The organism is Streptomyces sp. NPDC047014 (genome assembly GCF_040644195.1).
Classification (GTDB): Bacteria; Actinomycetota; Actinomycetes; order Streptomycetales; family Streptomycetaceae; genus Streptomyces.
Genome location: NZ_JBEYVX010000061.1, coordinates 17,575 through 35,932 on the forward strand (window position 1 = coordinate 17,575; position 18,358 = coordinate 35,932).

General features: G+C 71.4%; 12 protein-coding genes. 6 read left to right on the forward strand and 6 right to left on the reverse strand.

The features are described 5' to 3' along the window. Positions 1–9: 9 nt before the first annotated feature. Complete coding sequence (gene dnaE, locus ABZ873_RS25450) at positions 10–3,552, reverse strand: DNA polymerase III subunit alpha (protein WP_360876092.1); 3,543 nt, start codon at positions 3,550–3,552, stop codon at positions 10–12. Positions 3,553–3,725: 173 nt separating this feature from the next. Between dnaE and ABZ873_RS25455 the strand changes: the two genes are divergently transcribed. From ABZ873_RS25455 to ABZ873_RS25470, 4 genes are all read left to right on the forward strand, one after another. Beyond that, a complete protein-coding gene (locus ABZ873_RS25455) occupies positions 3,726–5,051 on the forward strand; it encodes a DUF2252 domain-containing protein (RefSeq protein WP_360876094.1) in 1,326 nt (441 codons plus the stop codon). A gap of 46 nt (positions 5,052–5,097) precedes the next feature. After that, positions 5,098–5,784, forward strand: coding sequence for a hypothetical protein (locus ABZ873_RS25460; RefSeq protein WP_360876096.1), 687 nt, complete (start codon positions 5,098–5,100; stop codon positions 5,782–5,784). A gap of 72 nt (positions 5,785–5,856) precedes the next feature. After that, positions 5,857–6,651 carry a DsbA family protein gene (locus tag ABZ873_RS25465; protein WP_360876098.1) on the forward strand — a complete coding sequence of 265 codons (795 nt, stop codon included), beginning with the start codon at positions 5,857–5,859 and terminating at the stop codon, positions 6,649–6,651. 109 nt (positions 6,652–6,760) lie between these two features. Continuing rightward, positions 6,761–8,422, forward strand: a complete 1,662-nt coding sequence (locus ABZ873_RS25470) for an alkaline phosphatase D family protein (RefSeq protein ID WP_360876100.1) — start codon at positions 6,761–6,763, stop codon at positions 8,420–8,422. A gap of 98 nt (positions 8,423–8,520) precedes the next feature. Here ABZ873_RS25470 and ABZ873_RS25475 read toward each other — a convergent pair whose 3' ends face one another. Beyond that, a complete protein-coding gene (locus ABZ873_RS25475) occupies positions 8,521–9,090 on the reverse strand; it encodes a dienelactone hydrolase family protein (RefSeq protein ID WP_360876102.1) in 570 nt (189 codons plus the stop codon). A gap of 63 nt (positions 9,091–9,153) precedes the next feature. Between ABZ873_RS25475 and ABZ873_RS25480 the strand changes: the two genes are divergently transcribed. Beyond that, a complete protein-coding gene (locus tag ABZ873_RS25480) occupies positions 9,154–10,266 on the forward strand; it encodes a mechanosensitive ion channel domain-containing protein (RefSeq protein ID WP_360876104.1) in 1,113 nt (370 codons plus the stop codon). Here the strand turns inward: ABZ873_RS25480 and ABZ873_RS25485 are convergent. The 4 genes from ABZ873_RS25485 to ABZ873_RS25500 form a co-directional block, all read right to left on the reverse strand. Next, complete coding sequence (locus tag ABZ873_RS25485) at positions 10,263–11,855, reverse strand: Na+/H+ antiporter (RefSeq protein WP_360876106.1); 1,593 nt, start codon at positions 11,853–11,855, stop codon at positions 10,263–10,265. The two genes, ABZ873_RS25480 and ABZ873_RS25485, sit on opposite strands and share 4 nt — an antisense overlap. 68 nt (positions 11,856–11,923) lie before the next feature. After that, on the reverse strand, positions 11,924–12,865 hold the full coding sequence (locus ABZ873_RS25490) for an RluA family pseudouridine synthase (RefSeq protein ID WP_360876108.1): 942 nt from the start codon (positions 12,863–12,865) through the stop codon (positions 11,924–11,926). An 86-nt stretch (positions 12,866–12,951) separates the two neighbouring features. Next, entirely contained in the window at positions 12,952–13,515 is a 564-nt protein-coding gene (lspA, locus tag ABZ873_RS25495) for a signal peptidase II (protein ID WP_360876110.1), read from the reverse strand. 150 nt (positions 13,516–13,665) lie between these two features. Then, positions 13,666–14,526, reverse strand: coding sequence for a TraR/DksA family transcriptional regulator (locus ABZ873_RS25500; RefSeq protein ID WP_360876112.1), 861 nt, complete (start codon positions 14,524–14,526; stop codon positions 13,666–13,668). 603 nt (positions 14,527–15,129) lie between these two features. Here ABZ873_RS25500 and ileS point away from each other — a divergent pair. Next, positions 15,130–18,276: an isoleucine--tRNA ligase gene (gene ileS, locus ABZ873_RS25505; RefSeq protein ID WP_360876114.1), complete on the forward strand. Its 3,147-nt coding sequence runs from the start codon at positions 15,130–15,132 to the stop codon at positions 18,274–18,276. Positions 18,277–18,358: the final 82 nt, after the last annotated feature.

The following is an 18,358-nucleotide window of genomic DNA, read 5'->3' on the forward strand; positions in this document are numbered from 1 at the left end:
GGGGGGTCGCTATCCGGCCAGGCAGGAGGGGCCGAGCAGCACCTTGAGGTCGCCGAAGAGGGCGGGGTCGGGCTGGACACGGTGCCGGTCCAGGCGCAGCACGGTGGTGCTGCGCGGCCCCTGGAGCTTGATCCGTACCTCGGTGTTGCCCTTGTGGTGACGCAGGATCTCGCCCAGCCGGGTCACCATCGGCGGGGTGACCTTGACGGTGGGGATGGTGAGGACGACGGGCGCGTTGGTGCCGGCGGAGGAGAGGTCGGGGACCATCATCTCCATGGCGACCAGGCGGGGGACGTCCTCGCGCTTGTCGAGGCGGCCCTTGACGAAGACGACGGTGTCCTCGACCAGCTGGGTGGAGACGAGCTGGTAGGTCGCGGGGAAGAACATGCACTCGATGGAGCCGGCCAGGTCCTCGACGGTGGCGATGGCCCAGGCGTTGCCCTGCTTGGTCATCTTGCGCTGGAGGCCGGAGATGATGCCGCCGATGGTGACGACGGCGCCGTCGGAGTGCTCGCCGCCGGTGAGCTGGGAGATACCGGCGTCCGTCTTGTCGGAGAGGACGTGCTCCAGGCCGAAGAGCGGGTGGTCGGAGACGTAGAGGCCGAGCATCTCGCGCTCCTGGGCGAGCAGGTAGGACTTCTCCCACTCGACGTCGGAGAACTCCACGTCGAGCCCGAAACCGGGCTCGTCCCCGGCGCTCTCCTCGCCCATGCCGCCGAAGAGGTCGAACTGTCCCTCGGCCTCCTTGCGCTTGACCGCGACCACGTTGTCGATCATCGGCTCGTGGTGGGCGACCAGGCCCTTGCGGGTGTGGCCCATCTCGTCGTAGGCGCCGGCCTTGATCAGGGACTCGACGGTGCGCTTGTTGCAGACGACGGCCTCGACCTTGTCGAGGAAGTCGGGGAAGGAGGAGTACTTCCCCTTGGCCTTCCTCGTCCGGATGATCGACTCGACCACGTTCTGGCCGACGTTGCGCACGGCGGTGAGGCCGAAGAGGATCACGTCGTCGCCCTGGGCGGCGAAGTTGGACTCGGACTCGTTCACGTTCGGCGGGAGCACCTTGATGCCCATGCGGCGGCACTCGTTGAGGTAGACGGCGGACTTGTCCTTGTCGTCCTTGACCGAGGTGAGCAGGCCCGCCATGTACTCGGCGGGGTAGTTCGCCTTGAGGTAGGCGGTCCAGTAGGAGACCAGCCCGTAGGCGGCGGAGTGGGCCTTGTTGAAGGCGTAGCCGGCGAAGGGCACCAGGACGTCCCACAGCGCCTGGATGGCGGTGTCGGTGTAGCCGTTCTTCCGGGCGCCCTCCTGGAAGATGGTGAAGTTCTTCGCCAGCTCCTCGGGCTTCTTCTTGCCCATCACGCGGCGCAGGATGTCGGCCTCGCCGAGCGAGTACCCGGCGATGATCTGGGCGGCCTTCTGCACCTGCTCCTGGTAGACGATCAGGCCGTAGGTGACGGCCAGCACCTCTTCGAGCGGCTTCTCCAGATCCGGGTGGATCGGGGTGATCTCCTGCTGCTTGTTCTTGCGCAGGGCGTAGTTCGTGTGCGAGTTCATGCCCATCGGGCCCGGCCGGTAGAGGGCCGACACGGCGGAGATGTCCTCGAAGTTGTCGGGCTTCATCAGGCGCAGCAGGGAGCGCATGGGCCCGCCGTCGAACTGGAAGACGCCGAGGGTGTCGCCGCGGCCGAGCAGCTCGAAGGTCTTGGGGTCGTCGAGCGGGAGGGCCAGGAGATCGATGTCGATCCCCTTGTTGGCCTTCACCATCTTGACGGCGTCGTCCATGATCGTGAGGTTGCGCAGGCCGAGGAAGTCCATCTTGAGCAGGCCGAGCGATTCGCAGCTCGGGTAGTCCCACTGGGTGATGGTGACCTGGTCCGTGTGCCGGACCCAGACGGGCACGTGGTCGGTGATCGTCTCGCTGGACATGATCACGCCGGCGGCGTGCACGCCCATCTGCCGGACCAGGCCCTCCACACCGCGGGCGGTGTCGATGACCTTCTTCACGTCGGGCTCGTTCTCGTACATCCCGCGGATCTCGCCGGCCTCGCCGTAGCGGGGGTGGGCGGGGTCGAGGATGCCGGAGAGCGGGATGCCCTTGCCGAGCACGTCGGCGGGCATGGCCTTGGTGAGCCGGTCGCCCATGGCGTAGGGGTAGCCGAGGACGCGCGCGGAGTCCTTGATCGCGTTCTTGGCCTTGATGGTGCCGTAGGTGCCGATCATGGCGACCTTGTCCTGGCCGTACTTCTCCGTGACGTACCGGATCACCTCGACGCGCCTGCGCTCGTCGAAGTCGATGTCGACATCGGGCATGGAGACGCGCTCGGGGTTCAGGAAGCGCTCGAAGATCAGACCGTGGGTGAGCGGGTCGAGGTCGGTGATGCCCATGGCGTACGCGACGATCGATCCGGCCGCGGAACCTCGGCCGGGGCCCACGGCGATGCCCTGGTTCTTGGCCCACATGATGAAGTCGGCGACCACGAGGAAGTAGCCGGGGAAGCCCATCGAGATGATCGTGTCCATCTCGTACTCGGCCTGCTTCATCCGGTCGTCCGGGACGCCCCCGGGGTAGCGGCGCTGCATGCCGCGCAGGGTCTCCTCGCGGAACCAGCTGACCTCGGTGTGGCCCTCGGGGATGTCGAACTTCGGCATCAGGTTCCGGAACTGGAACATGCCCTCGGTGTCGATCTGGTCCGCGACCAGCTGCGTGTTGGCGCAGCCCTCCTGCCAGGCGTCCGAGGAGTCGATGGCGTACATCTCGTCGGTCGACTTGAGGTAGTAGCCGGAGCCGTCGAAGCGGAAGCGGTCGGGGTCGGAGAGGTTCTTGCCGGTCTGGATGCACAGCAGGGCGTCGTGGGCGCCGGCCTCGCTGGCGTAGGTGTAGTGCGAGTCGTTCGTGACCAGCGGCGGGATGCCGAGCTTCTTGCCGATCTCCAGCAGGCCGTCGCGGACCCGGCGCTCGATCTCGATGCCGTGGTCCATCAGCTCCAGGAAGTAGCGGTCCTTGCCGAAGATGTCCTGGTACTCGGAGGCCGATTTCAGGGCCTCGTCGAACTGTCCGAGGCGCAGCCTGGTCTGGAGCTCGCCGGAGGGGCAGCCGGTGGAGGCGATCAGCCCCTCGGACCACTGGCTGATGGTCTCCTTGTCCATGCGGGGCCACTTGGTCAGCCAGCCCTCGGCGTAGGCGTCGGAGGACAGCCGGAAGAGGTTGTGCAGGCCGGTGGCGTTCGCCGCCCAGATCGTCTTGTGGGTGTAACCGCCGGAGCCGGAGACGTCGTCGCGCTTCTGGTGCGGCTGGCCCCACTGGATGCGGCGCTTGTTGCGCCGGGACTCGGGCGCCACGTACGCCTCGATGCCGATGATCGGCGTGATCCCGGCCTTCTGGGCGGAGTGGAAGAAGTCGTAGGCCCCGTGCAGGTTGCCGTGGTCGGACATGGCGATGTGCGTCATGCCCATCTCGTTGCACGCGTTGAACATGTCCTTCAGCCGCGCGGCACCGTCCAGCAGCGAGTACTGGGTGTGGACGTGCAGGTGCGTGAACGGCGTCTTGGTCACGGCGCTGGTCTCCTGGCGGCGGGGGTGAGGGGGGCGGTTTTGAATCCTACGTCCCGCGGATGACAGTTCCGGGGCACGCAGGGGTACGGTCGGGCGTTGCAGAACCAGGGGCACCGGTCCGGCGTCCAGTCCGGCAGAGCCCGTACCACCCCGTGCACCAGGAGGAACCCGCCATGGCGGTCCCCGAGACGACCGACGAGCAGCGCGCCGAGCAGATCCTCGACGTGTTCGACACCGCTTTCGGTGAACTGCTCGCCGCCGACCCCGCTGCCTTCCAGGTCAAATTCCGCAAGATGGCGGCCTCGGCCTTCGCCTTCTACCGCGGCACGGCCTGCCTGTTCTACTCCGACCTGGAGCGGGACCGGCACGGAGGCCCCTACCTGGACGAGCGGACGGGCCGGGTGTGGATCCACGGCGATCTCCACGCCGAGAACTTCGGCACCTACATGGACTCCAACGGCCGGCTGATCTTCAACGTCAACGACTTCGACGAGGCGTACGTCGGCCCCTTCACCTGGGACCTCAAGCGCTTCGCCGCCTCCGTGGCCCTGATCGGCTACACCAAGGCGCTCAGCGACGACCAGATAAGCGAGCTGGTGCGGATCTACGCGGCCGCCTACCGGGAGCGCATCCACCGGCTGGCGGCGGGCGCCAAGGACGAGGAGGTGCCCTCCTTCACCCTGGACACCGCCGAGGGCGCCCTGCTCGGCGCGCTGCGCTCGGCCCGGTCCCGGACCCGCTTCGCGCTGCTGGACTCGATGACGGAGATACGGGACTACGAGCGCCGCTTCTCCCCCGGCGGCGGCGCGGTCGAGCTGGACGCCGCCACCCGCTACAAGGTGCTGGCCGCCTTCGACGGGTACCTGGAGACGCTGCCGGACGAGTCCCTGGTGCGGCCCGACTCCTACCGGGTCAAGGACGTGGTCGGCCGCCGGGGCGTGGGCATCGGCTCGGCGGGGCTGCCCTCGTACAACATCCTGCTGGAGGGGCACAGCGACGCCCTGGAGAACGATGTCGTGATCTACCTCAAGCAGGCGCAGACCCCGGCGGCCTCCCGGCACATCACCGACCGGGCGGTCCGGGAGTACTTCCTGCACGAGGGGCACCGCACGGTGATCTCGCAGCGGGCCCTCCAGGCGCACGCCGACCCCTGGCTGGGCTGGACCGAGCTGGACGGGGCGGGCCAGCTCGTCGCGGAGGTCTCCCCGTACGCGGTGGACCTGGACTGGTCGGACCTGGACGACCCGGAGGAGATCGCGGCGGTCGTCGCGGACCTCGGCCGGGCGACGGCGACCATGCACGGCGCCGCCGACGCGGACGAGAGCGGGCAGACCCTGGTGCCGTTCTCCACCGAGCGGGCCATCGACGCGGCGATCGCGGCGGACGAGGAGGGCTTCGCGGAGCTGCTGGTGGACTTCGCCCACGCGTACGGGGCCCGGGCGCGCGCCGACCACCAGATCTTCGTGGACCTCTTCCGCAACGGGCGCCTGACCCCCTGACCCCCTGAACCGGGGGTCCACAGGAACACGTGGCACACTCGCGAGGATGGATTCTTCCGGGACGGGACTCAGGGCACTGCGGGCCGCGCTGTTCAGCGCGGTCGTCGTCCTGCTCTCGTCCGGCTCGCACGTCCTGATGTCCCGGGTCCCGCTGCCGCCCGCGCTGGCGGCCGGGGCCTTCGCGGGTGTGTTCGTGATCGCCTTCGCGCTCGCGGGCCGCGAGCGGGGCTTCGGTCCGATCGCCGGGCTGCTGGTCCCGCTGGAGCTGGCCGCCGACACCGTCTTCACGGCGGGCCAGCACCTCTGCTACGGCCCGGCCGGCGGGCCGGTGTCCGGCCCGCTGCGGGCCATGGGCCTGGAGGAGCTGTGCGGGGGCACGCCGGTGGGCGGGCCGCTGACCGAGGTGACCGGGCCCGCCGACGCGGCCGCGCTGCTGGCCTCGCCGGGGCCGTTCACGCCCTGGCTGCTGCTCGGCGCGCACGTCTCGGTGGGGCTGGTCGCCGCCGCCTGGCTGCGCCACGGCGAGCGGGCGCTGGCCCGGCTGCTGCGCGCGGTGGCGGCCTCCGCCTTCCGCCCGCTGCGGCTGGCGGCGGCCGTGGTGGCGGTGGTGTGCGGGCCGGCGCGGCGGGCGGTGCGGGCGGCCCTCGCGGGCACCGCGGCGCGGACGCGCTTCCCCGCGCACTCCGTGGGACGGCGGGGACCGCCGGTGTCCGGCGCGCTCGCGCGCGCCTGAGACGCGTACGGCAGTCCCTTTCCCGTCCTCGGGCGTCATCGCCCCCGGACGTCGTATCCCACGGAGATCATCATGAGTTCACGCAACAGCCAGGCGAACAAGGCGGCGGCCCGCGAGCGGCTGCGCGCCGAGCGCGAGGCGCAGGCGAAGAAGGACCGCGCCCGCCGGCAGGTCATAGTCGGTGTCGGGGTCGTGGCCGCGCTGGGTGTGATCGGCGGCGTCATCTTCGGGGTGATGAAGGCCAACGAGCCCGACCACTGGGAGAAGGCCGCCAAGGCCGAGCTGGTCAAGCCGAAGAACACCACCGGTGAGGACGGCACCACGGTCGTCGTCGGCAAGGCCGACGCGAAGAAGACCCTGGAGCTGTACGAGGACTCGCGCTGCCCGGCCTGCGCCGGCTTCGAGCAGGCGGCGGGCGAGCAGATCAAGAAGGACGTGGACGCGGGCAAGTACAAGCTCCAGTACGTCGGCGCCACCTTCATCGACAACGCCGTCAAGGGTGAGGGCTCGAAGAACGCGCTGAGCGCGCTGGGCGCGGCGCTGAACGTCAGCCCGGAGGCGTTCCTGGAGTTCAAGGGGGCGCTGTACTCCAAGGAGCAGCACCCCGAGGAGACGGTGGACAGCTTCGCCAAGGACGACTACCTGCTGAAGGTCGCGGACACCGTCCCGGCGCTCAAGGGGAACGCCGAGTTCAAGAAGGCCGTCGAGGACGGCACCTACGACCGGTGGGCGCTGGAGATGTCGAAGGTCTTCGACAAGTCCGGGGTGAAGGGGACGCCGACCCTCAAGATGGACGGCAAGAAGATCGACACCCCGCAGACCGCCGAGCAGTTCACGGCGGCGGTCGACAAGGCCCTCCAGGGCTGATCGCGGACCACAGAGCACCTCAACGGGCGGGCGGACTCCCAGAGTTCGCCCGCCCTTTGCTTTCCGACGTCTGTTCCCGGGGGTGTACCCGTCGGTAATATGATCATCCGTGACCAGTCATCTCACCCCCTCCCCGGCCACGGCGGCCCCCCGTCGCCGTACGGTCGTTCTCGCCGCCGCGGGCGCCGCCGCACTGGCCCCCCTCACCTCACTGGGCGCCTCCGCCGCGCACGCCGCGGGCACCGCCCCCGCCTTCCTGCACGGCGTCGCCTCCGGTGACCCGCTGCCGGAGGGGATCCTGCTGTGGACCCGCGTCACACCCGCCCCCGAGGCCGTCCCCGGCTCCGGTCTGGGCGCGGCCACCCCGGTGGGCTGGGAGGTCGCCGCCGACCGGAACTTCTCCCGCGTCGTGGCCTCCGGTACGGTCACCGCCACCGCCGCCACCGACCACACCGTCAAGGTGGACGTGCGCGGGCTCCAGCCGCGGACGCCGTACTGGTACCGCTTCACGGCCGGTACGACGACCTCCCCCACCGGCCGGACGCTGACCACGCCCGCCCACGAGACGACCACCGACGGGGTCCGCTTCGGCGTGGTGTCCTGCGCCAACTGGGAATCCGGCTACTTCTCCGCCTACCGCCACCTGGCCGCCCGCACCGATCTGCACGCGGTGCTGCACCTGGGCGACTACATCTACGAGTACCAGACCGGCGGATACCCGGAGCCGAAGTACGTCGTACGCCGGCACGAGCCCCAGCACGAGATCGTCACCCTCGCCGACTACCGCACGCGGCACGGCACGTACAAGACCGACACCGACCTCCAGGCCCTGCACCAGGCCCACCCGGTCATCGCCATCTGGGACGACCACGAGTTCGCGAACGACGCCTGGGCGGGCGGCGCCGAGAACCACACCCCGGGCGCGGAGGGCGACTGGGCGGCCCGCGCCGCCGCCGCCAAGCAGGCGTACTTCGAGTGGATGCCCGTACGCGCCTCCATCGCCGGGACCGTCTACCGGCGGCTGCGCTTCGGCACCCTCGCCGACCTGCACCTGCTGGACCTGCGCTCCTTCCGCTCCCAGCAGGCGAAGATCGGCAGCGGCACGGTGGACGACCCGGAGCGCACCCTGACCGGGCGGGCCCAGCTGGACTGGCTCAAGGCGGGCCTGGCGGGCTCGACGGCCACCTGGAAGCTGGTCGGCACCTCGGTGATGATCTCGCCCGTCGCCTTCGGCTCGCTGCCCGCGCACCTGCTGGGGCCGCTCACCAAGCTGCTCGGCCTGCCGGAGGGCGGCATCGCCATCAACGTGGACCAGTGGGACGGCTACACGGACGACCGCAAGGAACTGCTGGGCCACCTCAGGGACCGGGGGGTGCGCAACACCGTGTTCCTGACCGGGGACATCCACATGGCCTGGGCGAACGAGGTCCCGGTGAACATGGCCACCTACCCGGGCTCGGGCACCGCCGCCACCGAGTTCGTCGTCACCTCGGTGACCTCCGACAACATCGACGACCTCCTGCACGTGCCCGCCGACACCGCCTCGCTGGTGGCCGAAGCGGCCATCAAGGCCGCCAACTGGCATGTGAAGTGGCTGGACATGGACGCCCACGGCTACGGCGTCCTGGACGTGACGGCGGAGCGCTCGCAGATGGACTACTACGTCGTCTCCGACAAGCGCCAGCAGGCCGCCACGGCCGCCTGGAGCCGCTCGTACCGCACCCTCGACGGCACCCAGCGGGTGGAGCGCGTCCACCAGCCCGTCCGCTGACCGGCTGAGCGGCTGACCCGCCGACCGGTGGAACGGCCGGGGCACCGGGCCGGCGGTGTGCCGGGCCGGGGCCCCTTCGCGTGCCGCGTGCCGTGCCGTTACAGGCTGTCGAGGAAGCCCAGGGCCGCCTGCCAGGTCCGCTCCGCGGCCTCCGCGTCGTAGTCGTCCAGACCCGGGTCGGTGAACAGGTGCCCGGCGCCCGGGTAGCTGTGGACCTCCACGTCCGCGCCGGCCCGCCGCATCCGCAGGTACCAGGCCGTCAGCCAGTCGTGCGGCTCGAAGGGATCGGGGTCGGCGATGTGCAGCTGCACGGGCAGCTCGTCCACCGAGGCGTCCTCCTCCAGGTCCGCCGTCCCGTGCAGGAGCAGCAGCCCGCGCGCCTTCTCGTCGGCCAGCGCCAGGTGCTGGGCGACGGAACCGCCGAAGGAGAAGCCCGCGTAGACCAGGCCCGCGTCGGAGTGCGGGGCGGCGGCCAGCACGGCGCGCTTGAGCAGTTCGTCACGGCCGACGGCGTCCCGGTGGGCCATGCCCTCCTCGACGGTCCCGAAGGTGCGCCCCTCGAAGAGGTCCGGCACCTGGACCTGGTGCCCGGCCGCCCGCAGGCGGTCGGCCGCCTCGTGCACCGCGGGCCGCAGCCCGTACGTCGAATGGAAGAGCATGATGTTCATGCCTCCATCGTGCCAGCCGCCGAAGGGCGGTGGACGCGCACCGCTTGCCGCTACGTTCGTGCCATGGAGACGGAGAACTTCCAGAGCCCGTGGACGGTCGTCGCCGGCGCGCTGGCGGCCACCCTGATCGCGGGCTGGCTGCTGGACCTGCTGCTGCGCCGGGCCGACGCCCGGCATCCCGAGACCCCCCTGTGGCAGCTGCTGCGCCGCTGCCGGCTCCCCTTCCAAGTGGTGCTCTGCACCGCCCTGTTGCGCGCCTCCTACCGCTGGGCGGGCATCCTCCCCGACCACCCGGTGGGCCTCGGCCGCTTCCTCACCCTGGTCCTGACCGGCTCCGCGGCCTGGCTCGCGGTGCGCGTCGCCGCCGCCGCCGTGGACGCCACGTACGCCCGCTACGCCGCCGTGACCGAGGACGAGGCCCGGGTCCGCCGGGTGCGCACCCAGGTGACGCTGATCCAGCGGGTGGTCACGGCGGCGGTGGTCGTGATCGCCGTCGCGGCGATACTGCTGACCTTCCCGGCGATGCGTACGGTCGGCACCTCGATGCTGGCCTCGGCGGGCATCCTCGGCATCGTGGCGGGCATCGCCGCCCAGGCGGCCCTGAGCAATCTCTTCGCCGGCCTCCAGATCGCCTTCGGCGACACCGTCCGCATCGGGGACACGGTCGTCGTCGACAAGGAGTGGGGCCGGGTGGAGGAGATCACCCTGACCTTCCTGACCGTCCGCACCTGGGACGAGCGCCGCATCACGATGCCTGTGTCGTACTTCACGAGCAAGCCGTACGAGAACTGGTCGCGCGGCGGCGCGCAGATGACCGGCACCGTCTTCTGGCACCTGGACCACAGCGCCCCGCTCGACCTGATGCGCGCCCGCCTGAGCGAGGTACTGGCCGGGCTCCCGGAGTGGGACGGCCGCGGCGGCGGCCTGGCCGTGACGGACACCACACCGCACACGGTGCTGGTCCGGGCGGTGGTGACGGCCAAGGACGCCGACGACCTGTGGACCCTGCGCTGCGCGGTCCGCGAGAACCTGATCACCTGGCTGGCCGCCCACCACCCCTCGGCCCTCCCCCGCCTCACCACCTCCGACGCCTCCCCGGTCCCCGGGAACGCCGCCGGGAACGCCGCCGGACAGGGCCCGGAGGATCCGCAGGGCAGCCCGCCGGGCCGGTCCTAGGGCGAGCGCAGGCTGCGTACGTCCAGGTGGCGCAGCACCCGGTCGACGACCTCCGGGTCCGAGCCGGGCTCGCTGCGCGCGGCCAGTACCTCGTGGCGGGCGGCGGACATCATCTCCCGCTGGATCCGCTGGATGGCGCGGAGCCGTTCCACGCGCTGCGCGTACGCCTCGCGGCGCTCCTCGTCGACCATGTCGGGGCTGATCCTGGCCCCCACGTCGTAGGCGCGCCTTGCCAGCTGCTCCATCAGGTCCTCCGGCAGCTCCTCGGCCTCCTCGATCTCCTTGAGCCGCCGCTTCGCCGCCTTGGCGGCGCGGATCGCGAGCTGCCGCTCGGCGTCCCGCGCCGCGTCGGTGTCGGCCTGCACGCCCAGCCTCCGTACCAGCCAGGGCAGGGTCAGCCCCTGGCACACCAGCGTCACCATGATCACGGCGAAGGCGATGAAGATGATCTCGTCCCGCGCCGGGAAGGGCTCCCCGGCGTCCGTGCGCAGCGGCACGGCCAGGGCCAGCGCCACCGAGGCCACCCCGCGCATCCCGGCCCACCACATGATCACGCTCTCCCGCCAGCTGAGCGGGATGTCCTCGTCGTAGTCGCGCCGCCGGTGCAGCTTCTGCGCCAGCCAGCCGGCGGGCAGCAGCCACATCAGCCGTACGCCGACCACCACGGCGACGACCGCCGCCGCCCAGCCGGCCATCTCCAGCTCCCGGCCCTGGCTGGTGCCGAAGACGTTGTGCAGCTCCAGCCCGATCAGCCCGAAGGCCACCCCGGTGACGAGCATGTCGACGACCTCCCAGAAGGTGTGCCCGGCCAGCCGCCCCAGCACGTCGTCGGCGTCACTGGCGTACTCCGCGAGGAAGAGGGCAGTCGTCAGCACGGCCAGCACCCCCGAGCCCTGCAGCTCCTCCGCCACCACGTAGGAGACGAAGGGCACCAGCAGGGTCAGGCCGATCTGGAGGGTGGCGTCCCCGAGCCGGCCCATCAGCCGGTGCGTGGCCCAGCCGAGGGCCAGCCCGACGGCCACCGCGACGACGGCGGAGAGCACGAACTCGCCGAGCGCGTCGGGCCAGGAGAAGGTGCCGCTCACGGTGGCGGCGATGGCCACGTGGTAGAGCACGATGGCCGTCACGTCGTTGAACAGGCCCTCGCCCTCCAGGATCGACACCATGCGGCGGGGCAGCCCGAGCGATCCGGCGACGGCCGTGGCGGCGACCGGGTCCGGCGGGGCGACCAGCGCGCCGAGCGCGACCGCGGCGGCGATCGGCAGTCCGGGTACGACGGTGTGCGCGACGGCGGCCACGGCGGCGGTGGTGACGAACACCAGGGCCACGGCCAGCAGCAGGATGGGCCGCACATTCGCGGCGAACTGCCGCCAGGAGGTGCGCTGCACGGAGGCGTACAGCAGCGGCGGCAGCACCAGCGGCAGGATGTAGTCGGGCGGGATGTCGACGTTCGGCACGGCCGGGACCATGGCGAGGACCACCCCGCCGAGGGTCATCAGGACGGGCGCGGGCAGGCCGAGCCGGTCCCCGAGCGGCACCGTGACCACCGCCCCGAGCAGGAGCACGAAGAGCAGAGCGAGCTGATCCACTCCCCCACCCTGCCAGCCGCGCCCGCGCGGGGCCGCCCCGGACCCCCTGGTCCGGGGCGTGTCGGCCGTTACTCGCTCTCGGCGCGGATGACGTCCAGGGCGTGCTGGAGGTCGGCCGGGTAGCCGCTCTCGAACTCCACCCACTGCCCGTCGGCGGGGTGCTCGAAGCCCAGCCGGACGGCGTGCAGCCACTGCCGGGTCAGGCCGAGCCGCTTGGCGACGGTCGGGTCGGCGCCGTAGGTCAGGTCGCCGACGCAGGGGTGGCGGTGCGCGGACATGTGCACGCGGATCTGGTGCGTACGGCCCGTCTCCAGCTTGATGTCCAGCAGCGAGGCGGCGCGGAACGCCTCGATCAGGTCGTAGTGGGTGACGGACGCCTTGCCGTCCTGGGTCACGGCCCACTTGTAGTCGGCGCTGGGGTGGCGGCCGATGGGGGCGTCGATCGTGCCGCTCATCGGGTCGGGGTGGCCCTGCACCAGCGCGTGGTAGCGCTTGTCGACGACCCGCTCGCGGAACTGGTTCTTGAGCGAGGTGTAGGCGCGCTCGGACTTCGCGACGGCCATCAGGCCGGAGGTGCCGACGTCGAGGCGGTGCACGATGCCCTGGCGCTCGGAGGCGCCGGAGGTGGAGATGCGGTAGCCGGCGGCGGCGAGACCGCCGATGACGGTGGTGCCGGTCCAGCCGGGGCTGGGGTGGGCGGCGACGCCCACGGGCTTCATGATCACGACGATGTCGTCGTCGTCGTGGACGATCTCCATGCCGGGCACCGGCTCGGCCACGATCTCGACCGGACGCGGCGGCGCGGGCATCTCGACCTCCAGCCAGGCCCCGCCGTGCACCCGCTCGGACTTCCCGACCACGCTGCCGTCGACCGACACCTTCCCCTCGGCCGCGAGCTCGGCCGCCTTGGTCCGGGAGAAACCGAACATGCGGGCGATGGCGGCGTCGACGCGCTCGCCTTCGAGGCCATCGGGAACGGGCAGGGTGCGGATCTCGGGAATCGTACTCACCCGTCGAGTATGCAGGACTCGGCGGACGGGCCGTCCCGCGCGCGGTCCCCGGCCGGTCCCCCGGTCCGCTCCCGGTGCGCCCCCGCTCAGTCCTTGTGGACGGTGCCGTCCGGGTCCAGGCCCTTGAAGGACAGCAGCACGATCAGGATGCCGCCGCACACGATGGCGGAGTCCGCCAGGTTGAAGACGGCGAAGTGGGCGGGCGCGATGAAGTCGACGACCGCGCCGCGGAAGACGCCCGGCGAACGGAAGATCCGGTCGGTCAGATTGCCCAGCGCGCCGCCGAGCAGCAGGCCCAGCGCGATCGCCCACGGCAGGCTGTACAGCTTGCGGGCCAGCCGGACGATCACCACGATCACGGCGGCGGCGATACAGGTGAAGATGATCGTGAACGCCTCGCCGAAGCCGAAGGCGGCACCCGGGTTGCGGACCGCCTCGAACTTGAGCAGGTCCCCGATGATCTCGATCGGCGGCTGGTGCTCCAGCTTCGCCACGACGAGCATCTTGGAACCGAGGTCCAGCAGGTAGGCCAGCACCGCCACCACGAGCAGTGCCGCGATCCGCCGGCGCCCCTTCACGGGACCGGCGGACTCCGGCTGGGCGTCGTCCCCGATGTCCGGCGTACCGATGATGCGCTCCGCCTCTGCCACGTGAGTCCCTCGAACTAGCCGACCCAGGCTCCTCCTGGACCCTGACGAACACGAGAGTACGTCAGGGCCCCCGCGGGCCGCCCGTCCCACCCGCAGGCCGTACCGCCCCGCACGGCCGGGCCGGCCGTGATGCCGGCCGCCGGACGGGCCCTAGTGGCGCCGCTCCTGCTTCTGCTTGCAGTCCACGCACAGGGTGGCCCGGGGGAACGCCTGCATCCTGGCCTTGCCGATGGGCCGGCCGCAGTTCTCGCACAGGCCGTACGTGCCCGCCTCCAGCCGTTCCAGGGCCCGCTCCGTCTGCTCCAGCATGGAGGTCGCGTTCGCCGCGAGGGCGAGCTCCGACTCCCGCGTGATGTTCTTCGTACCGGTGTCGGCCTGGTCGTCGCCCGCGCCGTCGCCCGAGTCCCGCATCAGGCCCGAGATGGCCACCTCGGAGGCGTCGAGCTCGGCGCGCAGCCGCAGCAGCTCCGAGGTCAGCTCCGTGTGGGCCTCCTCGACCTCGGCCGGGGTCCACGGGTCCTCCCCGGGGCGCACGGCGAGCTCACCGGGGGACGCGGCGGGCGCGGCGGCCGTGACCCGGGTCTTGGGCAGCCCGCTGGTGGCGGCCGCGGCCGTCTTCCTCGCCGTACCGATGCTCTTCTTGGCAACCACTGTCCGGACTCCCGTCTCCTTCGCGGCGTGCGCCGCCCCCTCGGTCCCGGCCCTCTTGGCCGCGACCGCCCGCTTCCCGGCACCGCCCGCCGTCACACCCGCGGTCGTCCCGTCGACCGCCGCCGTCTTCCCGGCCGCGGTCCTCTTCGCGGCGGGCTTGCCCGCCACGGTCTTCCTGGCCGCCTTCTTCGCCGGAGCCGCGGCCTTCCCGGCGGCGGCCGTGTCCGCCGGAGCATCCGTGGTCCCGGCCGGCGCCTTCTTCGCCGGCGCCTTCTTCGCCGGGGTCCTGGCGGCCTTCTTCGCCGACGCCGTCTTCGCCGCCTTTTCGGCGGTACTCCCGGCGGTCTTCTTCGCCACCATGGCCGCGACCCCTTCACATACTGTGATATTGCTCGCGAATCGTGCCGGAACGATAAATCGGCTCGGCCCCCGCGGCAACGGGGCACGCATCCGGCGAGGTCAACCTGCATCCGTTGTGCCCAGCCGGAGCCCCGGTAATCCGCCCCTCCCGCCCCACCCGGCGGCCCCTCACCCCCGCTCGCCCGTCCGGGTCACCCCCGCGCGCCCCCGGAGGCTCCCGTACGCCCCCGCGCCCCCGGGCGGGCCCCGCCCGCACCGCCGGAACACCCCCGCGCCCCCGGAAATCCGGTCGGCCGCGCGGCGCCCGGGCCCGTACACTGACCCCAGCGAAAGGCATGGACGGGGACGAGTAGCGTCGGACGCAGCCAGGAGCGACCCGGGGACGGTGAGAGCCCGGGGGCGAGCGCGATGCGAAGGATCACCCCTGAGCCGCCGGAAGAAAGCCGCGGGTCCCCCGCAGGGCGAGTAGAACCGGCTTCGCACCCCAATGAGGGGGCCACCGGATCCGTCCGGCGGCCAAGGAGGGTGGTACCGCGGGAGCAGCAGCCGGCTCTCGTCCCTCCGGACGGAAGTGACACCCCGCCGGAGGAAGAGTTCAGCCTCATGACCACACCGCCGCAGTACCGCCCGGTACCCGCCCAGGTCGACCTGCCTGCCCTTGAGCACGCCGTCCTCGACTTCTGGCGCGAGAGCAAGACCTTCGCCAAGACCCTGGAGCAGTCCGAGGGCCGCCCCGAATGGGTCTTCTACGAGGGCCCGCCCACCGCGAACGGCATGCCCGGCGCCCACCACATCGAGGCCCGCGTCTTCAAGGACGTCTTCCCCCGCTTCCGCACCATGCGCGGCTACCACGTGGCCCGCAAGGCCGGCTGGGACTGCCACGGCCTGCCCGTCGAGCTCGCGGTGGAGAAGGAGCTCGGCTTCAACGGCAAGCAGGACATCGAGGCGTACGGCATCGCCGAGTTCAACGCCAAGTGCCGCGAGTCCGTGACCCGGCACACCGACGCCTTCGCCGAGCTGACGACCCGCATGGGCTACTGGGTCGACCTCGACGACGCCTACCGCACCATGGACCCCGAGTACGTGGAGTCCGTGTGGTGGTCGCTCAAGGAGATCTTCAACAAGGGCCTGCTCACCCAGGACCACCGCGTCGCCCCCTGGTGCCCCCGCTGCGGCACCGGCCTCTCCGACCACGAGCTGGCCCAGGGCTACGAAACGGTCGTGGACCCCTCCGTCTACGTCCGCTTCCCCCTCACCTCCGGCCCGCTCGCGGGCCAGGCGGCCCTCCTGGTCTGGACGACCACCCCGTGGACCCTGGTGTCCAACACGGCCGTCGCCGCGCACCCCGAGGTGCCGTACGTCGTCGCCACCAACGGCGAGGAGAAGCTGGTCGTCGCCCAGCCGCTGCTGGAGAAGGCCCTCGGCGAGGGCTGGGAGGCCACCGGCGAGTCCTTCACCGGCAAGGAGATGGAGCGCTGGACCTACGAGCGCCCCTTCGAGCTGGTCGAGTTCCCCGAGCCCGCCCACTACGTCGTGAACGCCGAGTACGTCACGACCGAGGACGGCACCGGTCTGGTCCACCAGTCCCCCGCCTTCGGCGCCGACGACCTCGCGGTCTGCCGCGCGTACGGCCTGCCCGTCGTGAACCCGGTCCGCCCGGACGGCACCTTCGAGGAGGAGGTCCCGCTCGTCGGCGGTGTCTTCTTCAAGAAGGCCGACGAGAAGCTGACCGCCGACCTCGACGCCCGCGGCCGGCTCTTCAAGCACATCGCCTACGAGCACAGCTACCCGCACTGCTGGCGCTGCCACACGGCCCTGCTCTACTACGCGCAGCCGTCCTGGTACATCCGCACCACCGCCGTCAAGGACGCGATGCTGCGGGAGAACGGGAAGACCAACTGGTTCCCGGACTCCGTCAAGCAGGGCCGCTTCGGGGACTGGCTGAACAACAACATCGACTGGGCGCTGTCCCGGAACCGCTACTGGGGCACCCCGCTGCCGATCTGGCGCTGCGAGGAGGACCACCTCACCTGCGTCGGCTCCCGCGCCGAGCTGAGCGAGCTGTCCGGGCAGGACCACTCGGGGCTGGACCCGCACCGCCCGTACATCGACGAGGTCACCTTCCCCTGCACGCACGAGGGCTGCTCCCTGGAAGCGGTCCGCGTGCCCGAGGTCATCGACGCCTGGTACGACTCGGGCTCGATGCCGTTCGCGCAGTGGGGCTACCCGTACAAGAACAAGGAGATCTTCGAGAAGCGCTATCCGGCGCAGTTCATCTCGGAGGCCATCGACCAGACGCGCGGCTGGTTCTACACGCTGATGGCGGTCGGCACCCTCGTCTTCGACAAGTCCTCCTACGAGAACGTGGTCTGCCTGGGCCACATCCTCGCCGAGGACGGCCGCAAGATGTCCAAGCACCTGGGCAACATCCTCCAGCCGATCCCGCTCATGGACCAGCACGGCGCGGACGCGGTCCGCTGGTTCATGGCGGCCGGCGGCTCCCCGTGGGCGGCCCGGCGCGTGGGCCACGGCACGATCCAGGAGGTGGTCCGCAAGACCCTCCTCACGTACTGGAACACGGTCGCCTTCCAGGCGCTGTACGCCCGTACGTCGAACTGGGCGCCCTCGGCCGCCGACCCGGCCCCGGCGGACCGCACGGTCCTGGACCGCTGGCTGCTCTCGGAACTCCACGCCCTGGTCTCCGAGGCCACCGACGCGATGGAGTCCTACGACACCCAGCGCGCGGGCAAGCTGCTGTCGGCCTTCGTGGACGACCTGTCCAACTGGTACGTGCGCCGCTCGCGCCGCCGCTTCTGGCAGGGCGACGCGGCGGCGCTGCGCACGCTGCACGACGTGGTGGAGACGGTCACCCGGCTCCTGGCCCCGCTGACCCCGTTCATCACGGAGCGGGTCTGGCAGGACATGGTGGTCCCGGTCACCCCGGAGGCCCCGGAGTCGGTGCACCTGTCGACGTGGCCGGTGGCGGACACGGCGGCGATCGACCCGACGCTGTCCCAGCAGATGCAGCTGGTCCGCCGGCTGGTGGAGCTGGGCCGCGCGACGCGGGCCGAGTCGGGCGTGAAGACCCGCCAGCCGCTGTCCCGTGCGCTGGTCGGGGCGACGGGCTTCGACGCCCTCTCCCCCGAGCTCCGGGCCCAGATCACGGAGGAGCTGAACGTCTCCTCCCTGGCCTCCCTCTCCGAGGTGGGCGGCTCGCTGGTGGACACCACGGCGAAGGCGAACTTCCGGGCGCTGGGCAAGCGGTTCGGCAAGGGCGTGCAGGATGTCGCGAAGGCGGTGGCCTCCGCCGACGCGGCGGCCCTGTCCCTGGCCCTGCGCTCCGGCTCCGCCGAGGTGGAGGTGAACGGCGAGACGGTCGCCCTCACCCCGGAGGAGGTCATCATCACGGAGACCCCGCGTGAGGGCTGGTCGGTGGCGTCCGACTCCGGCGCGACCGTGGCTCTGGACCTGGAGATCACTCCGGAGCTGCGGCTGGCGGGGCTGGCGCGGGATGCGATCCGGCTGATCCAGGAGGCCCGCAAGAACTCGGGCCTGGACGTCGCGGACCGCATCTCCCTGCGCTGGTCCTCCACGGACCCGGAGGTCACCACGGCCCTCACGGACCACGCCCGCCTCATCGCCGACGAGGTCCTGGCCACGGACTTCACCTCCGCCACCCCGGACCCCTCGTACGGCCCCCCGTTCACGGACACCCCCCTGTCCCTGACCTTCTCCCTCCGCAAGGCGTAACCCGCCCACGCCCGGCCCGCACCCTTCCCCTCCCGGGGGGGGGTGCGGGCCGCCGCATTCCCGGGTGCGGCCCGGTGGCCGC